The organism is Chryseobacterium phocaeense, from assembly GCF_900169075.1.
Classification (GTDB): domain Bacteria; phylum Bacteroidota; class Bacteroidia; order Flavobacteriales; family Weeksellaceae; genus Chryseobacterium; species Chryseobacterium phocaeense.
In genome coordinates, this window is sequence record NZ_LT827015.1 from 2,945,117 (window position 1) to 2,969,184 (window position 24,068).

Annotated in this window: 22 protein-coding genes; all 22 read right to left on the bottom strand. The window is 37.3% G+C overall.

The window, feature by feature from the left end:
• Positions 1-2: 2 nt before the first annotated feature.
• The 22 genes from B7E04_RS20070 to B7E04_RS20175 all read right to left on the bottom strand — a co-directional run bounded on the left by B7E04_RS20070 (position 3) and on the right by B7E04_RS20175 (position 24,062).
• Positions 3-746 (bottom strand): SDR family NAD(P)-dependent oxidoreductase, encoded by a 744-nt coding sequence (locus tag B7E04_RS20070; RefSeq protein WP_080780308.1) that lies wholly within the window; start codon positions 744-746, stop codon positions 3-5.
• A gap of 4 nt (positions 747-750) precedes the next feature.
• The gene (locus B7E04_RS20075) at positions 751-1,518 is read right to left on the bottom strand and encodes an SDR family NAD(P)-dependent oxidoreductase (protein ID WP_080780309.1); all 768 of its coding nucleotides are present in this window, start codon (positions 1,516-1,518) and stop codon (positions 751-753) included.
• Positions 1,511-1,711, bottom strand: coding sequence for an acyl carrier protein (locus B7E04_RS20080; protein WP_228439997.1), 201 nt, complete (start codon positions 1,709-1,711; stop codon positions 1,511-1,513). The genes B7E04_RS20075 and B7E04_RS20080 overlap by 8 nt, the downstream gene beginning before the upstream one ends.
• Positions 1,712-1,744: 33 nt before the next feature.
• Positions 1,745-2,809 (bottom strand): 3-oxoacyl-ACP synthase III family protein, encoded by a 1,065-nt coding sequence (locus tag B7E04_RS20085; protein WP_080780310.1) that lies wholly within the window; start codon positions 2,807-2,809, stop codon positions 1,745-1,747.
• Positions 2,810-2,811: 2 nt separating this feature from the next.
• Positions 2,812-3,042 (bottom strand): phosphopantetheine-binding protein, encoded by a 231-nt coding sequence (locus B7E04_RS20090; protein ID WP_062649350.1) that lies wholly within the window; start codon positions 3,040-3,042, stop codon positions 2,812-2,814.
• Complete coding sequence (locus B7E04_RS20095) at positions 3,023-3,862, bottom strand: GNAT family N-acetyltransferase (RefSeq protein WP_080780311.1); 840 nt, start codon at positions 3,860-3,862, stop codon at positions 3,023-3,025. The genes B7E04_RS20090 and B7E04_RS20095 overlap by 20 nt, the downstream gene beginning before the upstream one ends.
• Position 3,863: 1 nt before the next feature.
• A complete protein-coding gene (locus B7E04_RS20100; protein ID WP_080780312.1) occupies positions 3,864-5,402 on the bottom strand; it encodes an AMP-binding protein in 1,539 nt (512 codons plus the stop codon).
• Positions 5,403-5,411: 9 nt separating this feature from the next.
• A complete protein-coding gene (locus B7E04_RS20105) occupies positions 5,412-6,314 on the bottom strand; it encodes an AAC(3) family N-acetyltransferase (RefSeq protein WP_080780313.1) in 903 nt (300 codons plus the stop codon).
• Between the two features lies 1 nt (position 6,315).
• Positions 6,316-7,611, bottom strand: a complete 1,296-nt coding sequence (locus tag B7E04_RS20110; RefSeq protein WP_139785457.1) for a lipopolysaccharide biosynthesis protein — start codon at positions 7,609-7,611, stop codon at positions 6,316-6,318.
• The gene (locus tag B7E04_RS20115) at positions 7,598-8,608 is read right to left on the bottom strand and encodes a Gfo/Idh/MocA family protein (RefSeq protein WP_080780315.1); all 1,011 of its coding nucleotides are present in this window, start codon (positions 8,606-8,608) and stop codon (positions 7,598-7,600) included. The genes B7E04_RS20110 and B7E04_RS20115 overlap by 14 nt, the downstream gene beginning before the upstream one ends.
• A gap of 12 nt (positions 8,609-8,620) precedes the next feature.
• Positions 8,621-9,193 carry an acyltransferase gene (locus tag B7E04_RS20120; RefSeq protein ID WP_080780316.1) on the bottom strand — a complete coding sequence of 191 codons (573 nt, stop codon included), beginning with the start codon at positions 9,191-9,193 and terminating at the stop codon, positions 8,621-8,623.
• A gap of 8 nt (positions 9,194-9,201) precedes the next feature.
• On the bottom strand, positions 9,202-10,329 hold the full coding sequence (locus B7E04_RS20125) for a DegT/DnrJ/EryC1/StrS family aminotransferase (protein ID WP_080780317.1): 1,128 nt from the start codon (positions 10,327-10,329) through the stop codon (positions 9,202-9,204).
• A gap of 35 nt (positions 10,330-10,364) precedes the next feature.
• Complete coding sequence (lhgO, locus tag B7E04_RS20130) at positions 10,365-11,555, bottom strand: L-2-hydroxyglutarate oxidase (RefSeq protein WP_080780318.1); 1,191 nt, start codon at positions 11,553-11,555, stop codon at positions 10,365-10,367.
• A 6-nt stretch (positions 11,556-11,561) separates the two neighbouring features.
• Positions 11,562-12,854: a nucleotide sugar dehydrogenase gene (locus B7E04_RS20135; protein WP_080780319.1), complete on the bottom strand. Its 1,293-nt coding sequence runs from the start codon at positions 12,852-12,854 to the stop codon at positions 11,562-11,564.
• A gap of 2 nt (positions 12,855-12,856) precedes the next feature.
• A complete protein-coding gene (locus B7E04_RS20140; RefSeq protein ID WP_080780320.1) occupies positions 12,857-15,244 on the bottom strand; it encodes a GumC family protein in 2,388 nt (795 codons plus the stop codon).
• Positions 15,245-15,251: 7 nt separating this feature from the next.
• The gene (locus tag B7E04_RS20145) at positions 15,252-16,073 is read right to left on the bottom strand and encodes a polysaccharide biosynthesis/export family protein (RefSeq protein WP_080780321.1); all 822 of its coding nucleotides are present in this window, start codon (positions 16,071-16,073) and stop codon (positions 15,252-15,254) included.
• A gap of 38 nt (positions 16,074-16,111) precedes the next feature.
• A complete protein-coding gene (locus B7E04_RS20150; RefSeq protein WP_080780322.1) occupies positions 16,112-18,040 on the bottom strand; it encodes a polysaccharide biosynthesis protein in 1,929 nt (642 codons plus the stop codon).
• Between the two features lie 116 nt (positions 18,041-18,156).
• Positions 18,157-19,284, bottom strand: a complete 1,128-nt coding sequence (locus B7E04_RS20155; RefSeq protein WP_228439999.1) for a DegT/DnrJ/EryC1/StrS family aminotransferase — start codon at positions 19,282-19,284, stop codon at positions 18,157-18,159.
• An 8-nt stretch (positions 19,285-19,292) separates the two neighbouring features.
• Positions 19,293-19,757 (bottom strand): regulatory protein RecX, encoded by a 465-nt coding sequence (locus tag B7E04_RS20160; protein ID WP_080780324.1) that lies wholly within the window; start codon positions 19,755-19,757, stop codon positions 19,293-19,295.
• Between the two features lie 61 nt (positions 19,758-19,818).
• Entirely contained in the window at positions 19,819-21,084 is a 1,266-nt protein-coding gene (gene glyA / locus B7E04_RS20165; RefSeq protein ID WP_062649377.1) for a serine hydroxymethyltransferase, read from the bottom strand.
• Positions 21,085-21,386: 302 nt separating this feature from the next.
• Positions 21,387-22,286: an NAD(P)/FAD-dependent oxidoreductase gene (locus B7E04_RS20170; protein ID WP_080780325.1), complete on the bottom strand. Its 900-nt coding sequence runs from the start codon at positions 22,284-22,286 to the stop codon at positions 21,387-21,389.
• Between the two features lie 252 nt (positions 22,287-22,538).
• Positions 22,539-24,062 carry a glycosyltransferase family 39 protein gene (locus tag B7E04_RS20175; RefSeq protein WP_080780326.1) on the bottom strand — a complete coding sequence of 508 codons (1,524 nt, stop codon included), beginning with the start codon at positions 24,060-24,062 and terminating at the stop codon, positions 22,539-22,541.
• Positions 24,063-24,068: the final 6 nt, after the last annotated feature.

Genomic DNA, 24,068 nt, shown 5'->3' on the forward strand with positions numbered 1-24,068 from the left:
TTCTAAGATGATATATTAATGGAGCGTCCCCCGTCCACGGTCATCTGCTGTCCTGTAATCCATCTGGCCTCATCAGACAGCAAAAAATTCACAGCATCTGCAATATCCCCTCCATAGCCAATTCCTAAGGGATACTGAGCCTGCATTCTGGACATTACTTCATCATTATCAAATATATTCTGAGTCATCTTTGTCAGGACTGCTCCCGGGAGTACAGAGTTAAATCTTACTTTTGGAGCAAGTTCCACTGCAAAATTTCTCATCAGCCCATCCAATGCAGATTTGGAGGCGCCATAGGTACTCATAGCTTTAGCCCCTCTGTTGCTGATATTGCTGGAGATAAAGACTACAGCATCCAGCAATGAATTATTATGCTTTTTATTGGTTAACAGTTTTACCAGCAGACTGGCCGAAAATACGTTCGTTGTAAAACATTCCAGCATAAAATCATTACTAATCAGTTTCAATGGTATCATTTTCATAAATCCTGCACAGTGTACAAGTTTATGAATGTTTATATTCTGGTCTTTCAGAAACTGTACAAGTGTAGTTTCCATTTTCTCCAGATTACTAAGATCCATAGAAAGAACATATGACTTACATTCCGGTGTAAGCTTCTGCTGAAGCTCATTTAATTTTTCAGTATTTCTGCCCGTAAGTATCAGGTCATATTTCTCTGATAATTTTACTGCAATTTCTTCGCCTATTCCAGCACTGGCTCCTGTTAATAAAACTATTGGTCTCATATTGTTATATTGCTGTAAATCCTCCGTCCACAGACAGAATGGTTCCGGTAATCCATTTGCTCATATCCGAAGCTAAAAATACCGCTGCATTGGCAATATCCTGTGCTTCTCCCAATCCCATAGGATGCAGGGCCTGCAGCCTTTGGTTATATTCATCATCGAAGGAGACGGCTACATCATCCAGCATTTCTGTTTTTATAAAGCCCGGAGCGATACAGTTTACCCTGATATTCTTTCCAGCCATTTCAATAGCCAATGATCTGGTAATACCATGCAGAGCCGTTTTAGACATTGAATAGGCTACATTAGCTGCCGAGCCTACCAAACCATAGACCGACGAAATATTGACGATGGAAGGATAATCTCCCTGATGGTTTTTTATGCTGCAGAATATTTTAGAAAGCTCAAGTACTGCCAAAGTATTTATTCTGAAAACTTTTTCCGCAGTTTCAGCTTTCAGGGTCTTCAGTGGCTGTACACAGGGAATTCCTGCAACATTGATCAGTCCGTTAAGTTTTCCTGTTTCTGCCACTTTATCTTCTACAGCCTTTTTCAGCCCACTTACATCAGAAAGGTCATGAATCAGAACTGAAGAAATATTTTTGCAAAGCTTCTGTGTTTCCTGAAGCCCCTGCTCATTAATGTCAAGCAAAATCAGTTTTGCCCCTAATGAGGAAAGTGTAACTGCCGTGGTTCTGCCGATACCGGAACCGGCTCCCGTGATCAGTATGTTTTTTGCAGAAAAATCCAGAAAACCTGTTTCTTTAAGCATTCTGTTTGGATAAAATTAAGTTATAAAGCCCTTCTACTGTCTCTGCATCCGTAATCTCCTGATTAACCAGTGATACCCCATATTCTTCATCTGCCATTGCAATAATGGAAAGAGTGGCCAATGAATCCCAAGCTTCAAAACCTGTTAACTTATCCTGAACATTTACCTGATCTACCTCTAAGATTTCTGACATCTGCTCTAAAAAATTTTCCATATTTATCTTTTTTTAAATGTTTATCTGTTTACAAAAATTCATATTTCCCAGGTTCATTACCAGGGTTCCCCATGTGAGCCCAACTCCAAAACCTGAAAAACAGACCTGGATGGTTTCATTTTCCAGCTTTTCTCCTAAGTTAAAAGTAGTAGCCACGGGTATAGTAACCCCACTGGAATTTCCGAAATTTTCTACCACATTGCTGGGTAGCTTATCCCGGGGCACTCCTATTTTATCAGCCAGCTTTTGAAGCATAAATTTATTAGGCTGATGGAACAAATAATAATCTATATCATCCGGTGTTTTACCCGCTTCTTTGAGAATTCTGGAAATCTGTTCAGGTACATTGGTCAGCACGAAATTAAAAACATTATCGCCCTGCATTACCAGATGATTCTTACTTCTTCTGTTACCAAAAGAGTCTTCATATAATTCACCCGTCTCCGGAGTAATTGGATTTCTGGCTCCCCCCGCAGGAATATTCAGAGCCATCGCCCCTTTACCATCCATCAGTATTTCTCCGTAAATGTGAGATCCTACTTCTCTCTCTACTATAGTGACGGATGCAGCATCACCTATTAACGGATTGCTATTCCTGTCAAATTTCGAAACTTTAGGACTTAATACATCTGCATTACATAACAACACTTTGTTAATTTCAGGGTTATCCAGCAACATGAAAGCCTGCTGAAGCCCAACTATAAAGCCCGCACATCCCTGGTTAATATCCAGACAAAAAACATGTTCAGACAGATCTAAATATTGGTGAATCAGGTTACTTGTGGGTGGCATTATATATTCCGGAGTCTGTGAAACAAAAAGCACAGCGTCTATCTCCTCTTTATTTAAAAGGCCGTTATCCATCAGATACTCCAATCCTTTTACTATAAGATCATATCCTGTAATGTCTTCTGATTCCACAATATGCTTGGTATTGAATCCCATTGCCATTTTCAGCTTAAGGGATTTAGCTTCGGAAAAGGAATAATGATGCATCTCGTCCTCAAACTTTACTGTATTGGCGGGCAGAATACTTAATATTCCTGATATTTTTTTATTTGATGTATTAATTTTCATATTTAAACGGCTCCGTTTTTCTTTAAAACATTTTCTATGGATTCTAATGTTTCAAAGTTTTCAGGCAATATATCCGTACCATCTATGGAAATAGAAAACTGCTCATCCAGACTTGTTACCAATGAAACCATGTCGAAAGAATCCAGTATTCCACTGCTTATAAAATTATTTTCCTGAGAAAAATCAAATTCAGGTCTTATACTGTTTAATATTTCAATTATTTTGCTCTTCATATTCACGTTTTTTATTTATAAGTACAATATTATATATTTTTTCTTCAAGATATCCAAAATGTTTATATCGCTTTATAGCATTTTCATTGGTATCTATTACCCAAAAAATTTCCCGCCTTACCTCTTCAAATTTTGTAAAAAACAAATTCATGAGCTGCGAGCCAATTCTTTTTCCTCTGTATTCCGGGTGTACAAACCAATATCTTAGATGAGAAGTAATTCCCGCTCTTTCAAATATTATAAACCCTTGAATATCTGCATTATCGGAATAGTAATATACATTTCCCGCCTGCACCATTTTCTGCAATTCATTCCATGTAGGAATCTGCTCAGCAAATTTATTAAAATATTTAAGAAAAAGACTTTGCAGCTCACGGATTCTGTCCATAGAAAGCAGATGAACAGGGGGGAAAAATTCAAAAATGTTATTTGCCGATCTCATTCTGCTCATCCTTACGAGCCTGGTGTATTCATTGAACTCTCCTGCTTTGGTAAACTGGGTTTGAATATCTGCCAGATAATCCTCATTTCCAACAATTTCACATACAACAATATCATTTTCAAACTTCTTTTGTATGAGCACTATGTTTTTCTCAAGATCATCTTTTTTATTAGTAATAAAAAAATATTTGTAAAAGCCATCTAACCTGACAAGAAAATAAAATCCATGATCTGATGTATAAATGACAGCCTCATGGTCTTCCTGCAAAAAATTCCACTTTTCTTCAGAGAGAAAAAAATTCGTCCTCATATCTTTATTTCGCAACCGAATTAATTCCTTACTGATCATCTCAAAGCTTAAAATTCCCGTTTCTTTCATATCATGAATTGATTTGCTGGTTCAGATAAGCTCGGTCTATTTTTCCATTGGGGTTTCTGGGCATTTCTTCAAGAAAATTATAAACGGTAGGAATCATATATTTGGGTAATACATTCAGGATTTCTTTTCTAAATACATTAGGTCCAAGCTCCTGATCATTTTCATAAATCAGGACAATTTCTTTTTTCTGCCTGTCATACACGCAGCAAGCATTTTTTACCAGTTTCAGGGTATTCACCACAATATGCTCTATTTCTCCAAGTTCTATTCTGTATCCCTGGTGCTTGATCAAAGTATCTTTTCGCCCTTTGAAAAGAATTTCACCTTTATTATTCACAGAAACTATATCACCTGTCCGGTAGATCGTTTCAGGATAATGTGGGTTAAGCGGATTATTTACAAATGCAGCAGCCGTTTTTTCAGGAGCATTATAATATCCCAAAGCAAGAGATGAACCTCTTACACAGAGTTCACCTTCTTCTCCCTGCGCCGCCTGTTTATTATCTTCAGTAATGATCAGAATATCTGTATTCCTGTATGGAAAGCCTATTGGCAGTGGCTCATCGTCTCTGAATTCCCGGTCTATAATATAATATGTACAATCTAAAGTAATTTCTATAGGACCGTATAAATTGGCAAATTTTGTGTTCGGCAAAGCTTTGTGCCAATAATTGAATTGTTTGGTGGGGAAAACCTCTCCCGCAAACCATACCAGTTTTAATGAAGAAATATATATGGTTTTCAACAGGTCCATATTGGCAATATTCACCATAATGGTTGGTACCCAGAATATGAAACTCACTTTTTCTTTTTCCATAACTTCCAGGATTTTTATAGGGAAAGCTGCAAGATGTTCAGGCAGAACCACAATTGTACTGGAATGTGCCATAAGCATGCAAAGCTCATAGCTGTAGATATCAAAGATGACAGGTGAAAGGGATCCAATGATCTCATCATCCGAAAATCTGAAAATATCTTTGGATATTTCTATAAAGTCTATAAAGCTTCTGTGATTCAGGGCCACACTTTTGGGAATTCCGGTGGATCCGGAGGTATTGATGATACAGGACATATCGGTATCAACAGATCTGTTCTCAAGTCTGGAGAAAAGTGTTTCGGCATATTGAGCGGAATCCATCGGCTGGCTAAAGTCTATTTCATCTATAAGAATGATTTTAGATGCGGGATAAATATCCTCAATATTTTTTTTTAAAGCGCCACTAGTAATCACGAACTCCGGTTCTACAAGATTAAGTATGGCTGCCACTCTCTGTAACGGACTTTTAACATCCAGGTTGAGATATGCATTTCCGGAAAACATAACTCCGAGGTCAGCCGTTACGCAATATATTGACTTAGGAAGGTACACTGCTACCGGCCTGTTAAGAATATCAGCTTTGTCAAGCAACAAATTACCCAACAGAATTGTTTGCTGATACAAATTCTGAAAACTAATTTCCGTATCATTTTCTATAACAGCAGTTTTATCAGGAAACTGTTTTACAGTTTCAATAAAATATTCGATCAGATTTTTTTTCATAATGCTGTATTATTTACTAAATATGTATTTTTTCGGGTCCGGGTGTGTGTAGACTACAATCCCTTTTTTTCCTAATTCTGTAATTCTGGGTACCACATATTCTGCCTCAAACATAGTAATCTGTAGATTGGATAACTGATCTATCTTATATCTGCTCCTGTCAAAATATTTTTTTACTACTGCCCAGTGCGACTGTTCCGTGAAAGCATAATAAAAATCATCTTCTTTTGTAAGATAATTTTTTACAATAACTTCACCGTCAGCTTTTTTTATAGTAATTTTTTCATGTTTTTTAAAAAAAAGGTCAAAATATTCATAATCTCTTCTTAAAATACTATCAGCACAATGCATAATGGTCCCCACATGATGCTTTCCTAATCCCATAGAAAAAACCTTTGCTTTTACTTCTGCCAGTTTATAATAGGGTGAATGCTCGTCCCATGGACTTTCGGAATGAATATGTGATTCTGTGATATACTTTGCCAGCTTTCCATATGCTGCCACGGAATGATAATCCAGACTTCTTTCTACCTTTTTGTAATTCCGGAAAACTTCTGGCAATAATCCGGCTAGTGTAGGGGTGGTCTTTATGCTGAAGGTACCACCTTTTTTTCTGATAAGCGGATAAGAAGGCATCAGCAATGTACCTTCTTCACCAATGAGCTCTAACATGAGATCAATAAAAGATTCCGGAGTTCCTTCATAATTATAGAACTCATCCCAGGAACTATGAATAAATAGTACATCTCCCTTCTGTACTCCCAACGCTTTAAATTTATCTTCAAAGTCCTGTGTACTTATTTTCTTCTGATAAATAATTTTATCAAACTTTCTTCTGTATTTATTCTTAAAATGTGTTAAGGATCTTACTTTTAACCTCGTTCTTAACAGATCATAAATCTTTCTTTTCATATTAATTCACTTTTCCGGTTGCCAATCTATATGTCATTCCAAGCTGGATAAGATACGTAATACTTCTGCCCGCAGACAATAAAATAAGTGTATATATCACATTATTTTTAAAGAAGAAATAACTAATTCCCAATGCCAACAACGTAAAAATAAGAAATAATATCTGCCACAAAAAATCAAGCTTCTGCTTCTCTGCAATTACAAATAACCATCCAGTAGGCATTCCTATGAAGTTAAGCATATACATAATACAGAGAATCTGAGCATAGATTCCTGAGTCTTTCCACTCAGCACCGAAGAAAAAAGAAAAAAGTTCCGGAGCAAAAATAAACAAGACAATAAAAGGCGGTAATGAACACGCGATCAATAAAAGTGTGGTTTTCTTGTAAATATCACGACACTCGCCTTTATCCCGGTAGTCTTCCGATGCCTTTTGCTTAAAAACATCTTTAACAGCATTTCCAATAAACTGAAGCGGAACTCCTAAAAACCGATCTGTAAGTGCATATAACCCCACCACTTTGAATCCAAACTGGGAAGTAAGATAAAAGACAACCACCTGTACGGACAAGGTATTGATCAATTGCCCTGGAATATTAAATTTCGCGAAATTGATATATTTAAGAAGCAGCTTCTTCATTACTCTCTTATCAATGGTTTTAAAAAGAGCCCAGTCTTTTTTCAAGATTATATATGACCCTGTAATCACCGATACTATCTGCCCTAAAATCTGCCCTTTAACAAGTCCCAAGGTCATAATATTGATCTGTGGCAATAACGTAGACATAACTACAATAGAAGAATTATTGACAATCTTATTTTTCACCAAAGTCTGAAAATATTTTCTTCTTACAAACCATTCATTGAGAAGATTAAAAAGGGAAAATAATAATGCTCCGAGAGGAACGTACAGCAAAAAATTATTATGATGGTCAAATTTAAAAAGCTGATAGATCAGGTTATCAAAGAGACCTACGATCAAAAATGTCAATGTACAGAAAATAACTCCAATAATCAGGCATAATACCAAAAGATTTGCTGCCACGGAATCTTTTTTAGGTAAAATAATGGCCATATCGTATTTAAGAAGCATAAATACGAGTAAAAAAGACAACACCGCAGAGAAGTTTGAGAATACACCAAAATCCTCAGGCGTGTATATCCTTGTCAGCAAAAATGAAAAAAGGACAGGGATGAGCTGTGCCAGAAAAGAACCTCCAATCATTAAGACAAGATTCTTTCTGAAATCACTATTCAGTTTTTCTTTAAGCTTGAAAAAAAAATTATTTATTGGCATAAATCCTTTCAATGATGTCTACCACTTTGAGACCTTCCAAAGCATTTGTGGTAATTGTATTTCTACCTTTGATTACGTCTACTACGTTTTCAATAATGTAATGGTGATTGGCAGCAGAACCTTTATAAGCACCATAGTCATTTCCTGGATTGGTAGGTGCCAGTTCCGGCATTATATAATCTTTTACATTACAAATCTCTACTTTGTCCATATACTGCCCTCCTATTTTTACCGAACCATTTTCTGCAATGATGGTCATGGAGCTTTCAAGATTTTGATTCCAAACTGAGGTTGAATAGTTTAATGATCCCATGCCTCCATTCACAAAATCAAAACTTACAAAACCTGAATCTTCGAAGTCGGTAAGCTTTGCATGATTAAAGTCTGCAAATTTTGCCTGGATATTGGTAATATCTCCAAACAGCCAGTACATGATATCTATAAAATGGGAAAACTGCGTAAAGAGGGTTCCTCCATCCAATTCTAATTTTCCATGCCAGGATTCCGGTTTATAATATCGGTCATCACGGTTCCAGTAGCAGTTCAGCTGAACCATGTAGATTTCTCCCAGTTTTCCGCTTTCCACCATTTCTTTTATCCAGGCTGAAGGCGGGGAATAACGGTTCTGCATCACGGCAAAAATCTGCTTATGTTTGTGCAATGCCTGAAAAATAAGCTTTTCTGCATGCTGTTTATTGAGCGCCATTGGTTTTTCTACCACCACATGTTTTCCAGAGTCTATCACTCTATATGCCTGTTCGAAGTGGAATCCGTTGGGAGTGGCAATGTTTACTACATCCACTTCAATTCCCGACTTCAGAAAGTCTTCTAAAGAGGCAAAAAAAGGAACATCATAACTATCTATTCCTAAGACTGATTTATCTTTTACATCGATTAATGCAACGAGTTCGCATTCGGAGTTCCTAGACACCATTTCGGCGTGTCTTTTACCTATATGACCGCAACCGACAACTGCAAATTTTATTTTTTCAGACATTTGTATTTTTATTTAAATTTTCGAAACTTTATTATTCTCAATTCTGTATTTCTCTCCGCTTTCTTCACATACTGCAATTCCTTCATCATTGAATGTCAGGCGATGTCCGTACTCGCTCATCCAGCCTAGCTGCCTTGCAGGGTTTCCTACAACAAGGGCATAATCCGGAACCTCCTTCGTTACTACTGCCCCTGCTCCGATGAATGCATAATTTCCAATATTATGACCGCAAACAATGGTTGCATTGGCACCAATAGAGGCTCCTTTTCCTACATTCGTTTTCAGGTATTCATTTTTTCTGTTGACTGCACTTCTGGGATTAATAACGTTAGTAAAAACCATAGAAGGTCCTAAAAAGACGTCATCTTCACAAGTGACTCCTTCGTAGATAGAAACATTATTCTGAACCTTAACATTTTTCCCTAAAACCACGTGAGGAGAAACCACCACATTCTGGCCAATGTTACATCTTTCACCCAAAATACAATTAGGCATAATATGTGAAAAATGCCAAATCTTAGTTCCGGCTCCAATCTGGCAACCTTCGTCAATAACCGCTGTTTCGTGTGCAAAAAAATCCGACATAATATTCTTTATTGATTAAAAAAGTTTTTGATTTCAAAAATAATATAATCTGCAGCATCCTGATTAAATTCCGTATGTACAGGTAGTGAAATAACCTCCGAACAGAGTTTTTCGGTAACGGACAGCTCAAAGCCTTCTTCCACATATTGTTGAAAAGCTTCCTGTTTGTATAACGGCAATGGATAGTAAATCATACTTGGAATATTCTTCTCCCCAAGGTATTTTTGCAGTTCATCTCTTTTTCCGTCCTTTACCTTCAAAGTATATTGATGGAATACGTGGGTAGAGTTTTTTGCTCTCTCCGGAACCTGAATCCCGGAAATACCCGCAAGATTCTCATCATAATAAGCGGCCATTTTGTTTCTTGCCGCTGAATATTCATCAAGATATTTTAATTTCACTTTAAGAACCGCAGCCTGAAGGGTATCCAATCGTGAATTACAGCCTAGTACTTTGTGATAATATTTTTTAGCCTGCCCATGATTGGCAATCATCCTTATTTTTACGGCAAGCTCATCATCATTGGTGATTAAAGCTCCTCCGTCTCCATAGCAACCTAAGTTTTTTGAAGGGAAGAAAGAAGTACATCCTATGTGGCCTATTGTACCTGTCTTTTTAACTGTACCGTCGGAAAATGTATAGTCTGAGCCTATTGCCTGGGCATTATCCTCGATGACAAATAAATGATGTTTTTCTGCAAATTCAAGGATTCTTTCCATATCTGCACTTTGTCCGTACAAGTGAACAGGAACGATGGCTTTGGTATTGGGAGTCAGATATTTTTCAAGATCGTTAAGTTCAATATCGAATGTATTTTCATCCACGTCTACCATCACAGGTTTCAATCCTAAAAGTCCGATTACTTCTGCAGTGGCTACGTAAGTAAAGGCAGGGCAGATAATTTCGTCTCCGGGCTTCAGGTCGAGGGCCATCATTGCGATTTGTAATGCATCAGTGCCGTTTGCACAGGGAATAACGTGCTTTACATTTAAGTATTTCTCAAAATCCTGCTGAAATTCTTTTACAGCCGGACCATTAATAAATGCTGTATTATCAAGACAGTTCTGAATTCCTGCATTGATTTCTTCTTTTATCTTTTCATATTGACTTTTTAAGTCAACCATTTGAATTTTCATATTTAGTGTTTTTTTTAGTGCATCTGTTTTCCAGACTAATCTGAGATCAGCTCACTGATTTTATTTCCTATGGAGAGACATGAAGTGGCCGCAGGTGAAGGCGCATTTCTAACGTGGATAATGTTCCCGTTTTTAACGATATCAAAATCATCGATCAATGCCCCGTTTCTATCGCAGGCCTGTGCTCTCACGCCGGCACCACCAGGGACAAGATCACCTTCCTGTATTTCCGGCATCAGTTTTTGCAATGCTTTTGTAAAAGCAGATTTGGAAAGTGAACGATGGATTTCCCCCATTCCTGTTTTCCCATATTTTGCAACAATTTTTCTGAAACCAGGCCATGTGAGCGTCTGCATGGTTTCGCTGAGACTGAAATCAAAAAAACTGTAGCCTTCTTTCCTGAACGCTAAAACAGCATTCGGCCCTGCTTCAATATTCCCATCGATCATTCTTGTAAAATGCACCCCTAAAAAAGGAAAATTAGGATCTGGTACAGGATAGATCAGATGTTTAACCAGATGTTTTTTCTCCTCTTTTAATTTATAATATTCACCACGAAAAGGAATAATGATCACATCATTCTTTTTGTTGGTCATTTTAGTTATTTTATCAGAATAAAGCCCCGCACAGGAAATAAGCTTGGAAGTTTTAAATTCTGAAACGGCTGTTTTAACAATAATCTCCGATCCTCTGTCAATAATATCTTTTACTTCTTGACCAAATTGAACTTCACCTCCCAGCTGTTCAAATAATTCTTTTATTTTATTGGCAACGCCCGGGTAATCTATAATACCGGTTTGTGGTACTTTGATGGCTTTTACGCCTTCGCAGTGAGGTTCTATTTCACGGAACTCTTCTTTGGAAAGGTATTTTAAATTTCCAAGACCATTTTGCACTCCTCTGTTGTAGATATTATCCAAAAGCGGAAGTTCTTCTTTTGAGGTGGCAACAATTATTTTCCCACACAGATCATACTTAATTCCATACTCTTTCGCAAAATTGATCACAGAATTATAACCCTCAATACAGTTTTTTGCTTTTAAACTTCCGGGTTTATAATATATTCCGCTATGAATAACTCCACTGTTATGACCGGATTGATGCAAAGAGACATTATTTTCTTTTTCTAAAATAAGAATCTTAGAATCCGGATTTTTAAGTTTAGCCTGATAAGCGGTTGCCAGCCCTACTAAACCAGCCCCTATGATTATGATGTCATAATTCATTGTAATCTATAATCTCGCGTCTACTAAATTTCTATCCAGACAAGCTTTAGTATCAAAAACCACGGCATTTTCTGTTTTAAGCAGGTTCAGATCTAGTTGAAGGAATTCGTTATGAGAGACTGCAATGACAATAGAATCATATTTTTTTCCTTCCTGAAGGGCATCAAGAATATCTATTCCGTACTCATGTTTCACTTCTTCTTTGCTCGCCCATGGATCATATATGTCTACATGGATACCATAATCTGTAAGTTCATTATAAATATCCACCACTTTAGTATTTCTCACATCCGGGCAGTTTTCTTTAAAGGTAACCCCTAAGATCAAAGCCTGAGAGTTTTTAATCACCTCACCTTTGGCAATCAGCAGCTTCACAACCTTGGAAGCCACAAATTTTGCAATAGAGTCATTAACTCTTCTTCCTGATAAGATAACATCAGGATGATATCCAAGCTGTTCTGCTTTGTGAGCCAGATAATAAGGATCGACAGAGATGCAATGCCCCCCTACTAATCCCGGCTTATACTTTAAGAAATTATATTTTGTGCCGGCAGCTTCCAATACGTCATTGGTATCAATTCCGATTCTGTCGAAAATAAGCGCCAATTCATTGACAAAAGAAATGTTGACATCGCGCTGTGCATTTTCAATAGCTTTTGAAGCTTCAGCAACTTTAATACTTGAGGCTTTGTGTGTTCCGGCAGTAATAATTTTTTTATACAAATGATCTACTTCTTCTGCAATTTGGTCTGTAGATCCTGAAGTCACTTTTTTAACACTGGTAAGGGTATTTACTTTATCTCCTGGATTAATTCTTTCGGGAGAATATCCTACAAAAAAGTCTTTGTTGAACTTAAGCCCTGAGTGTTTTTCCAAAACAGGAACACATTCCTCTTCGGTACAGCCAGGAAAAACTGTAGATTCATAAATAATGATATCTTCTTTTTTAATGATCTCTCCCAGCATTTTTGAAGCAGAAAGCAGCGGATTTAAGTCCGGTGCATTATATTTATCAATAGGAGTGGGAACTGTTACGATAAAAATATTCGCTCCGGCAATATCTGATAACTGGCTTGTGGCTGTATATCCGGCTTCTCCATTAGAATTTTTATATTTCGCCAAACCTTCATTAAGCTTTTCAATTTCAGCTTCAAGAGTGATATCCACTCCTTCATTAAGCTGATCAACACGCTGTTTATTGATATCAAATCCTAATACAGGATAATGGTTTGCAAATTCCAAAGATAAGGGTAAACCTACATAGCCCTGGCCAATAACAGCTATTTTATATGTTTTCATCACTAGCTAAATTTATTTTTAATTTTTTCAAAGAATGTGTGTTCTTTATGGTTGTTATATCCGTAACCATATTTGTTGCTATATCCTAAATTTTCGTGGCTTACATCATTCAGGACAAATCCAACATTTTTGATCTTTCCTGTATCGATATTGCTATTTGCAAATTCCAGCAACGCTTTTTCTGTATATTTGGATCTGGCGACATAAATAGTAACATCTGCCAGTTCAGCAATAAGGAAAGTATCTGTAACTAAAAGCAGTGGTGCCGTATCCAAAATGATGTATTCATATTTCTCTTTCAGTTCATCTAAAAGTATTTCATATCGTCCGTTGGATAGTAATTCAGTTGGATTCGGTGGGATCATTCCTGAATAAATAACATCTAAATGGGGATTAAAAGAAGAAACGTGTATAATCTCATCTAATGTTGTCTGATCCGAATACAGGTATTCTGTAAGTCCTGTTAATCCTTTTCTGGCTGGGTTATATCTTTGTAACTGCGGATTCCTAATATCAGACCCGACAATAATTGCTTTTTTCTTTGGATTGGCTAATGTAAGGGCCAGATTAACGGAAGCAAATGTTTTACCTTCTCCCTTAACAGTAGAGGTTACAAAAACCACTTTGCTTTTTTTGTCTTTTGGAAGCATAAAATTCATATTGGTAATAAGAATTCTGAATGCTTCAGCCATAGGATTAATATCATTCACACGGACAATATCAGAGTCTCCTTTTTCAAGACTAGGTAGTTCTGCTATGACAGGAGCATGTACCAGTTTTTCAAGATCATGCTTGGTAACCACCTTATTATTAAATAACCGTGAAAGATAAATAATAACAAAAGGTATCAATAGCCCTAACATCAATGAAATAATAAGAATAACATTTTTCTTGGGAGCCACCGGGAATGGAGAAGCGTAGGCCGCATCAACTATCTTAGCTTTAGGGGCATTGATAGACTGAGCAATAGCGGTTTCTTCTCTTTTTTGAAGAAGAAGAAGGTATAGATTTTCTTTAATCTGTTGTTGTCTTTCAATTCCTCTGAACATTTTTTCAATAGACGGGAGTTTGGAAATCTTACCTGAAACCGTGTTCTGCTCTTTTAAATATTCATTTCTTGCTAATTCAAGCCCCTCTCTGTTTCTCTGCAGACTTTGAGTAATAGAGGTACGCAGCAAGTTGATCTGTTTGGTAATATCTACTACAGCAGGGTTGTCCTCAGTAGCAGACTCCAAAAATCTGTTTCGCTGAAGAATCAGCTGATTATAGGTAGAAATTCCCGATGTAGCTTCAGGATTACTTAGTCCTACATTAGCAGGAAGTACCTGATATTTGCCTTGTTTAGAAACAAAACTGATTAATGCATCAGTAAGCTCCACCTGAGCGTCCAGATCAAGCTGTTTTGCTCTTGCCGCTGCCGAACTTTCAAGATTTATTTTTGCTTCAGTTTCAAGATCTGTCAGATTATTTTTTGACTTAAAACTTTCTTTCTGGTCTTCAACCTGTCCAAGTTCTACGGTAAGCTTTTTAATTCTGTCCTCAATAAAGTCCAACGTCTTTTTTGATTCAGAAGTTTTATCAGAAATAGCATCGGTATTATATGCTACAATTAGACTATTTAAGATATCCTCCGCCTTTGCTACCTGCGGATATCTTAAAGCCAGCTTAAGAACCGTTGCTTCTTTATTGACCAATGCTACATTAAGAGGTCCCTGAAGGCTATTCACTTTTGCATCCAGTGGTGCAATATTCAATTCCAGATTTTCAGTATTCAGGCCCTTTAATGCGTTAGGATTATAATTATTATTTCGAATAATCATAATATTGGCAAAAGGAAGACCTATTGTTTTGCCATAGGTAGTTACAATTTCCTTTTTTAATTTATCTGAACTTAACGTAAGTTTTGTTCCTTCAATTTTCAGGTTCAGTTTACCCCTTAAGGTGCTTGTAGGCTTCTCATTAATAATTCGAACTTCTATCGGAGAGGTTTCTTTATATAATTCAACGCTGGAAAAACGGCCTTTTGCAATAATATTAGTCTGAAGATTCTGGTTAATAACCACTTCCTTCATGAGCTTTTTTGATTTCAAAATCTCTATCTCATTGGCAACACTATTGGTTTTAAGTCCCCCAAATCCGGAAAAATCCGGGAGAGAGCCCATTTCACTACTGAATGCAGAAGAAGAACCTTTAGAATCTTTTATAAGAACGGTTGTCTGTACATCATATACAGGTACCATAAATTTTAATGAAATATAGCCTATTACAAAAGCTGCAAAAGCACTAACAAAAAACCAAGGCCATTTTTTAAGATATGGTTTTAGTACTTCATTGAGATTAACACTTGTATTATTTGCTTCTGAAAATTGTGAAGATTGCTGGTTATCCATCAATTTTTTATTTCTTATTAAATAAACTTATTACTACTGCGACAGCTGTTACTGCTATAGAAATACCTGTTAAGATAAGCCCTGTATTAGGATTCTGCTTTGCTAAAATATCTTTTGTATTATTGGAAGAAACAATAATAGCATCTCCCTGCTTTAGATTATAGTAAGGTGAATTAATCAGATCCGCATCTCTAAGATTTATACGTCCATGTGAAACAACACCGTTTTCGGTTCTGATGACCAAAACATCTTCTCTTTTTCCATAAGAAGTTAAATCTCCTGCAAGACCCAATGCATTGAGAATAGTAGCCTGTCCGTTGGTAATAGTATAATCTCCCTGCCTGTTTACTTCACCTAAAACCGTTACTTTAAAGTTGGCGAGTCTTATATTTACAGTAGGGTTTATAATATATTTCTGCATTCTCTCCCTCAGTTCATTCTTAAAGTCGACCAAAGTTTTATCTGAGGTATTCATCCTTCCGATAACGGGGAAATCAATATTTCCTTCAGCATCTACTATATAAGTAGGTCCTGTAAGGGTTGTTGCTCCCTGATTAGGTGTATTGCCACCCGCTGCAGCATTGGTCTGTACGAATTCGGAAGACGAATAGTTCTGGTTGAACGGTTTTACAACGTCCAGATCCTTAGCTGTAATCAGAATGATAAGCTGATCTCCTGCCTGTATGGTAAGTTTAGAGTTTCTGGCAGATGCATCAATAGCCACTTTTTCTATATTCTGCATATAGTTCAGATCATTTGGCTTATTTTGGTTAACCTTACAGGAAACCAGCATCAAAGCAAGAGATATTGCTAGTATTTTACCCTTCATATCTTTTAAAATTGTACAAATATACATTTATAATTTATCTATTTATCTAATTGTTCATAGACCGAATTATTACTCTTAAATTCCGGAACAATTGTTTTCAAAAGCTTCACTACATTTACTTTGTCTTCCATTACAGAAGCATCTGTAATTAGGTTGATAAGATTTTCTATTTCCAGGAATTCCATGGTTGGATCTTTGGAAATCATAATCTTTTCGTTATGGGTAGGAAGCGTTTTGGCATTATCACTTAATAATTCTTCGTAAAGCTTCTCTCCCGGTCTTAATCCGGTATAGATGATTTTTATATCTATATTAGGTTCAAAACCGGATAATTTGATCATTCTTCTGGCCAGATCCAGGATTTTTACGGGTTCTCCCATATCGAATACAAAGATCTCCCCTCCATGTCCCATGGTTCCTGCCTGTAAAACAAGCTCACAGGCTTCCGGGATAGTCATGAAGTATCTCACAATATCCGGATGGGTAATCGTCACAGGTCCTCCTGCTTCGATTTGCCTTTTAAAGTGTGGAATTACGGAACCGTTTGATCCCAATACATTTCCAAATCTTGTGGTAATAAATTTGGTGGTATTTCCTTCAACATGCTGTAAAGACTGAACAAATAATTCGGCAGCCCTTTTGGAAGCGCCCATAACATTTGTAGGATTTACAGCTTTATCTGTAGAAATCATGACAAATCTGTTCACTTTATAACGGCTTGATAAAACTGCGATGTTTTTTGACCCTAACACATTGACGCGAATGGCTTCATTCGGGTTTTCTTCTACCAGTGGAACATGTTTGTATGCCGCCGCATGGTATACCATTGAGAAATTATAGGTTTGAAACAGAGGCTCTATTCTATATATATTGGAGACATCCGCTAAAACAAATTTAAACCTGATATGTGGGAATTTCTCCTTGACTTCAAGCTCGATATCGTACAACGGTGTTTCTGCCTGGTCTAAAACAACAATTAGTGCAGGATTAAATTGCGCTACCTGTCTTACAATTTCGCTACCGATAGAACCGGCTCCGCCCGTTACCAGTATATTTTTATTGTAATGTCTGCTTTTTACCTCTTCATTTTCAATTTTTATAGGCTTTCTGTTAAGAAGGTCTTCAATCTGAAGGTTTCTTATAGCACCACCCAAATCACTGTCTCTTAATTTTTGAACGGAAGGTGCTTTGAAGATATTCAGGTCTTTTTCTAAAAATAAATTCACCCATGAATTCATTTCATCCTTAGACATCATTTCTTTAACAATAATAACCCCATCAATGATAAGATCATCTTTTGTAGCTTCTTCTATTCTTCTTTTCTCGTAGATAGGTTTTCCCAGTAAAGAGGCTCTTTTGGAATCCGTCCTTTGGGTAAGAAAACCTACTACCTGATAAGGAAGGCTTGGATTGTCCAATATAGCACGTGCTATGGCAATAGACTGCTCATCAATACCCAGTACCAGAATCCTTTTTTTCAGTGTACTTCTCCTGTATTCCCGCACAATATGGAAGAATTCTTTCACGTAAAGCCTGAAAAGAAACAGCCCCATGAAAGAAATAATGAAGTATAAAATAAGGAATGGCGTTAAGATAAACTTACCTCCGGTAATCCAGAAATAGATCAGGTTAACGATCCCCACTACAGCCATGGTACAGAAGCATGATATCAGCAGCTTAAAAAGGTCAATAAATGTTGAATGTCTGATTATCCCCGCATACGTTTTGAACAAATACATAAAAACGCTATTGACCAAAATAATAAACGCAAAAACAATGCTTTTATCTTCGTGATAAATAAACTCTTTCTGGGTAATTTTTTCAATAGTATAGGTAGAAAGAAACAAAGACATGGCCAGAATAATAATGTCTATTACAAGTATTATCCATCTGGGAAGGTATCTTACGTCTGAGAGATTGACAACATTATCACCTCCAAATATTTTTTTTCTAAGAGAGCTGTACATTGTCTGTATATATGTTCATATTTAAAAGGGCACAAACCCGATTTTCATTTATATTAATAATAAGCCGGGTACAAAATTAAAATAAAATTTTATCTACGCTCAATTTAAAACAAAATTTAGTGAATTTTACTTTGTAGCACCTCCGAAATCCTGCTTCTGTGTTCATCTGTTAAATTGGTTCCGGACGGCAGGCACAGTCCTGTTTCAAAAAGTGTACCAGATAAATTATTACCAAAGAACTTATATCCCTGAAACAGTGGCTGAAGGTGCATGGGTTTCCATAGGTATCTGGTTTCTATGTTCTCCTGTGAAAATCTGGCCTTTAAATTTTCTTTAGACAAACCATTTTTCAGGATAATTGTATTGAGCCAGTAATTAGAAAAGAAATTACTATCAGGTTCGGAAAACAGTTCAATATCTTCAATATTTTTCACTGCTTCCTGATAAAAATCATGATTTTGTCTCCGCTGCATGATTTTTTCCTCCAGTGTATCCATCTGTCCTCTTCCTATTCCGGCAGCTACATTATCCATCCTGTAGTTATAGCCTATTTCTGAATGGCCGTAAAATTCCATATCATCTTTAGCCTGTGTAGACAAAAAAAGAGCCCTGACCTTATCTTCAGCATTTCTGGAAATCAAAGCTCCTCCTCCTCCGGTGGTAATAATCTTGTTTCCATTAAAACTTATCACAGAAAAATCTCCAAAAGTTCCGCATAAGCGGTCCTTGTATCTGCTTCCCAATGCTTCAGCACTGTCTTCAATAACCGGGATTTCATATTTTTTTGAGATCTGGAATATTTCTTCCACCATAAAAGGCATTCCGTAGGATAATACTACAATAATTGCTTTAGGCTTTTTCCCCTGCTGAATACAATATTTAACAGCATCTTCCAGTGCCTCAGGACACATATTCCAGGTTTGGCTTTCGCTGTCTACAAATACTGGCACGGCATTCAGATAAAGGACTGGATTGGCTGTAGCCACAAAAGTAAAAGACTGACAAATGACAAAATCCCCTTTCTCCACATTCAGCATCCGTAGCGCCAGATGAATAGCTGCAGTACCGGAAGACAGAGCGGTGACATGAGAGCTGCTTCCAAAATAATTTTCGAGGCTGTTCTCAAACTCATCTATATTAGAACCATATTGTGAAATCCAGTTGGTATCCAGTGCCTGGTGTACGTATCTCAGCTCGTTCCCTCCCATGTGAGGGGGCGATAGCCAAATCTTTTCTTTTTTCAATTATCTGCTTATGTTTCTCCAAAAGTATCATTTATTTTTTCATATTCAAAACCTCTGCTCATTAAATATTTAATTGTTTTGGATTTTTTTTGATATTCTTTCAAACCATTTTGCCTTGAATAGTAATCATCAAAGATCTTTCTGATCATTTTCTCATAATCCTCTTCATCTATTTCATCAAAGCAGCTGCTGATCAGTTTGTCGGAAATCTGTTTCTGCTTCAGATGTATTCTGATTTTATTTCTTCCCCAATGCTTGATGTAGAACTTTCCCCTGATATAACTTCTTGTAAATCTTTCCTCGTTCAGATAATTCTCCTTAAGCAGGTACAGGATGATTTCATCCTTTGCTTCATCAATCAGTAAAAACTCGCGCATTTTCTGCTCCACTTCTGCATGGCAGCGGTCCTGATAAACACAGTAATTCACCAGTTTCAGCTTAATTTCATCAAAAGTAAAAGATTTTTTCTCCATAATCAGATATAAAAAAGAATGGACAGGATGCCCATTCTTTATTATGATGTTTTAAATACAATTAATAGTTGAATAACGCTCTGCCTTCCATCAGTTCATTAACTTTCTTTCTCACAGAAGAGATCACTTCTTCGTTTTTGATATTGTCAACAACCTCAGAGATCAGTCCTGCAATCGTATCCATATCATTTTCTTTAAGACCTCTGGTAGTAATGGCAGCAGTTCCTAATCTGATACCGGAAGTCGTAAACGGCGATTTATCATCAAAAGGAACCATGTTTTTGTTGCAGGTAATATCCGCCAGCACCAAAGCCTTTTCTGTTTCTTTTCCGTTTACATTTTTATTTCTGAGGTCTACCAGCATTAAATGGTTGTCTGTTCCTCCGCTTACAATATCGAAACCTCTGTCGATCATCGCTTTTGATAGCGCCTGGGCATTGGCTCTCACCTGCTTGGCATAGGTTTCAAACTGACCGTCCAGTGCTTCAGCAAACGCTACCGCTTTACCGGCAATAACGTGCTCCAGAGGACCTCCCTGAATTCCCGGGAAAACAGCTCCATCCAGTACCTGGCTCATCATCTTGGTTTCTCCTTTTGGAGTTTTATGCCCATATGTATTTTCGAAATCTTTCCCCATCATGATCATTCCTCCTCTAGGACCTCTTAATGTTTTATGAGTGGTAGTGGTTACTACATGGCAGTGTTCAAACGGAGAGTTTAGCAATCCTTTTGCTACCAGACCGGCCGGGTGAGCTATATCCGCCCAAAGTGTTGCCCCGATCTCATCAGCAATCTCTCTGTATTTGGCATAATCCAAGTCTCTTGAATAGGCAGAAAAACCTGCAATCAGCATTTTCGGTCTTTCTCTTAAAGCCACTTCTCTCATCTGGTTGTAATCGATAAGACCAGTTTCTTTTTCCACCCCATAAGATACCACCTGATACTGGATTCCGGAGAAATTCACTCCTGATCCGTGAGTAAGGTGCCCTCCCATAGAAAGGTCCATTCCCATAATTTTGTCACCAGGTTTCAAAACCGCAAGATAAACGGCAGCATTAGCCTGGGAACCTGAATGCGGCTGCACGTTGACATAATCAACACCGAAAAGTTCTTTTGCCCTGTCTATGGCTAATGTTTCAACCTCATCTACTACTTCACAACCTCCGTAATACCTCTTTCCGGGATATCCTTCAGCATATTTGTTGGTCAGCACACTTCCCATTGCTTTCATTACGTTTTCAGAAACGAAGTTTTCTGACGCAATAAGCTCTAATCCATGGGCTTGTCTTTGTCTTTCTTTTTCAATCAGGTCGAAAATAATGTCCATTTTACTTTTAGTTTTTGAAATTTTTCACTCCAAATGTACGGAATTTATCGTAAGATTTCTTTATGACAAAGGATGATTTTAACGCTTAGATTTCATAAAACCGTCTATCTATAAAGTACAAGGAAATACAAAGAATTACGTTCAACTTCTTTATATTAGAATAACCAAGAGTGTTTTACTTATTTCCGAACTGTCGTAATTCAAAATAAAGTAATTTTTTGCAGACGGGTTTGGAAAATAAAAATCCCCACAGAAATTTCTGCAGGGACTCCACCAATTTGCAATATAAATTAAATATGAAATTAAAATTCTTCTTCTGACAGTTCTTTATTGACCACAGCTCCGGTGAAATTACCCTGCGCAATTGCGGTAGCAACCGATCTCATCATCGTTACATTGTCTCCACCCGCAAAAACTCCCGGAATATTGGTCTTCTGCATAAAATCAACTTTAATGAAACCCTGTTCCGTGAGCTCACAGCCAAGATCTTTTTCAGCATTGATATTCTGTTCAAAAGGGATTTTAGCATATAGTGCTTTTAAGGAAATCTCTTTTCCGGTTTTAAAAATAATTTTCCTTATATTCCCGTTTTCATGCTCTATTTTTTCAACTTCATCTTCAATCAGGCTAATGTTATTTTGTGCCAGCTTATCTTTCTGCTCTTTTGAAAGAATTGATTTTCCATTGGTAAATAAAAACAGATCCTTCGTTAAATTATAGACCAGTTTCGTAAAGTCGTAGGCCATATCACCATCTGAAAGAATTCCCGTCACTTCATTTCTCACCTCATAGCCGTGGCAATACGGGCAATGCAGCACCGAAATTCCCCAGCAGTCCGCAAACCCCGGAATATCCGGCATCTTGTCTTTCACTCCCGAAGCCAGGATAAGTTTCTTGGCACTGAACTTTTCGCCTGTTGCTGTTTCAGCTTCAAAACCACCTTCTGTTTTTTTCAGTCGGGTAACGATGTCTTCATGAAAGTTCACAGTAGGGTATGCAGCGACCTGTTCACGGGCCAGATCTGAAATTTCTTTCGGTGTTTTTCCGTCGTGTGTAATGAAATTATGGGAATGCAGAGTCTGTCTGTTGCATGGTTTTCCACTGTCGATGATCAGAATATTTCTTAATGATCTACCCAAAGCCATTCCTGCGGATAATCCGGCATAGCTCCCTCCTATAATAATAACGTCGTAGTTTTTCATTTCTAATAGTTAATAGTTCCTGTCTAGCGAATTTGCAAATCAGCAAATCAGCTAATTCGCCTTTTCGCCTTTTCGCCTTTTCGCCTTTTCGCTTTACAAAGTTAACACAAAAAACTATTAAAGAAACATTGTTGCATTAATATTTTCTATCAGGATTAATGATAAACAGGAATAACTCATTGAAACTACCACTTTTACTGAAGAATTCTGTCATAAGATTACATTTTTTGATCAGATTTTGAGCTGTAGTATTTAATATTTACTTTTTTCTTCATCAATTTCATCCTGCAGCTTTTTTCTTATATCAATTTTTGCTTTCCGGAAGCTGAAGATGGTAGTTCCTTTTTCGCGGGCATATTGATTAACAATAGAATCTGCTGCTTCTGAACTTTCAAAATAAGCAGATGTTTCTTTTAATTCATCCCTGCTTGAAAACGATTCTTTGACCCTGATAAGATGATCATACTTTTTTTCAAGATTGAACCAGTTGATATAATCTGCATTAAAGGACACCGCCCGTATCCCTTTTCTTGAATAGTAATTGATGGCCCCGGCCTGCCCGTAATTATCACAAAGCACGAGCGTATTTCCGGATTCCGACAATTGTGAATATTCCTTATCTACCTTGCGGGCAAGCTCTTTCCAGCCCTGCATATCGGCAAAATCCTGAGGCAATGAATGATCTTTTCCGTCTTCCCAGCGAAGCAGCCCCATTTCTTTATACTTCGCGTGATGGGTGGTGATATACTCAGGACTTTTGTTTGGAAAAGCCACCTGATACAGGGGTAAAAAAAGCAATACAGGGATTAAGATGAATACAGGTTTAAGCAATTTCCTCCGGTCTTTGCCAAAAACATGTTCCAGAAACACTGCTCCGCCGGCTATTAAAACAGGATAAAGTCCAATGGCATAATAATCTTTAGCTTTAAAAAATACAAACAGAACGATCGTGATTACATAAGCCCAGAATAAAAACCTGAACTTCTCAAAAGTCTTATAAAACAGGAATGCATACAATCCGGCGATGACCACCAGAACTGAACCGATGAAAAAAAGGATCTGCGATTTAAAAAAATCAAAACGGTCAACATGTACCAGCTGCCGTTCGGTAAGTTCTTTCATATGATGAACAACCGGAAAATGATTATGGTACTGCCACAGCAAGTTGGGAAGTATAATCATCAGCGCCAGGAATCCTGCACCGTAAAGATGAGGCTGAAGAAATATCTTTCTTTGCTTTGTCAGCAAAATAGCCGGAATAATCCCCAACACGGAAAAAGCAATATTGTATTTGTTCAGAAAGCCAAGTCCGAAGAAGATAGCGGCTATGTAGAGCCATTTTATTTTTTCGGAATTAAAATACCGGATCAGAGCGTAATAAATCAGTGTCCAAAGCAGGATCTCCAGGGATGTCGGCTGAAAAAGCATATTCACCCGGAGAAGCACAGAAAGTAGAATTCCGGTTGAAGCCAGAATTTTAGCATATAAATTCCCATCAAGCTCTTCAACGATTTTCCATACAGCAACAATGGTTAAAGCCCCAAACAGCGCCGGAAAAAATTTAACCCAAAATACGGATCCTCCTAATATTTTAATGGTCCATGCCAACCATGAATTCACAGGCGGGACGGAAAGATATCCCCACGCCAGATGATTCCCCTGGTCCAGATGCAGGTATTCGTCCCTGTGTAGCTCATATTCCGGGCTGATCAGGGAATACTGCAGAATAAATTTTGCGGCTATAAAGAAGAAAAGAATGAGGTAGTTTTTCTTCATGGTTAG

Coding starts and splice junctions, on each gene's coding strand:
- B7E04_RS20070 (WP_080780308.1), bottom strand. CDS start 746: ATGAGACCAATAGTTTTATTAACAGGAGCCAGTGCTGGAATAGGCGAA.
- B7E04_RS20075 (WP_080780309.1), bottom strand. CDS start 1,518: ATGCTTAAAGAAACAGGTTTTCTGGATTTTTCTGCAAAAAACATACTG.
- B7E04_RS20080 (WP_228439997.1), bottom strand. CDS start 1,711: ATGTCAGAAATCTTAGAGGTAGATCAGGTAAATGTTCAGGATAAGTTA.
- B7E04_RS20085 (WP_080780310.1), bottom strand. CDS start 2,809: ATGAAAATTAATACATCAAATAAAAAAATATCAGGAATATTAAGTATT.
- B7E04_RS20090 (WP_062649350.1), bottom strand. CDS start 3,042: ATGAAGAGCAAAATAATTGAAATATTAAACAGTATAAGACCTGAATTT.
- B7E04_RS20095 (WP_080780311.1), bottom strand. CDS start 3,862: ATGAAAGAAACGGGAATTTTAAGCTTTGAGATGATCAGTAAGGAATTA.
- B7E04_RS20100 (WP_080780312.1), bottom strand. CDS start 5,402: ATGAAAAAAAATCTGATCGAATATTTTATTGAAACTGTAAAACAGTTT.
- B7E04_RS20105 (WP_080780313.1), bottom strand. CDS start 6,314: ATGAAAAGAAAGATTTATGATCTGTTAAGAACGAGGTTAAAAGTAAGA.
- B7E04_RS20110 (WP_139785457.1), bottom strand. CDS start 7,611: ATGCCAATAAATAATTTTTTTTTCAAGCTTAAAGAAAAACTGAATAGT.
- B7E04_RS20115 (WP_080780315.1), bottom strand. CDS start 8,608: ATGTCTGAAAAAATAAAATTTGCAGTTGTCGGTTGCGGTCATATAGGT.
- B7E04_RS20120 (WP_080780316.1), bottom strand. CDS start 9,193: ATGTCGGATTTTTTTGCACACGAAACAGCGGTTATTGACGAAGGTTGC.
- B7E04_RS20125 (WP_080780317.1), bottom strand. CDS start 10,329: ATGAAAATTCAAATGGTTGACTTAAAAAGTCAATATGAAAAGATAAAA.
- lhgO (WP_080780318.1), bottom strand. CDS start 11,555: ATGAATTATGACATCATAATCATAGGGGCTGGTTTAGTAGGGCTGGCA.
- B7E04_RS20135 (WP_080780319.1), bottom strand. CDS start 12,854: ATGAAAACATATAAAATAGCTGTTATTGGCCAGGGCTATGTAGGTTTA.
- B7E04_RS20140 (WP_080780320.1), bottom strand. CDS start 15,244: ATGGATAACCAGCAATCTTCACAATTTTCAGAAGCAAATAATACAAGT.
- B7E04_RS20145 (WP_080780321.1), bottom strand. CDS start 16,073: ATGAAGGGTAAAATACTAGCAATATCTCTTGCTTTGATGCTGGTTTCC.
- B7E04_RS20150 (WP_080780322.1), bottom strand. CDS start 18,040: ATGTACAGCTCTCTTAGAAAAAAAATATTTGGAGGTGATAATGTTGTC.
- B7E04_RS20160 (WP_080780324.1), bottom strand. CDS start 19,757: ATGGAGAAAAAATCTTTTACTTTTGATGAAATTAAGCTGAAACTGGTG.
- glyA (WP_062649377.1), bottom strand. CDS start 21,084: ATGGACATTATTTTCGACCTGATTGAAAAAGAAAGACAAAGACAAGCC.
- B7E04_RS20170 (WP_080780325.1), bottom strand. CDS start 22,286: ATGAAAAACTACGACGTTATTATTATAGGAGGGAGCTATGCCGGATTA.
- B7E04_RS20175 (WP_080780326.1), bottom strand. CDS start 24,062: ATGAAGAAAAACTACCTCATTCTTTTCTTCTTTATAGCCGCAAAATTT.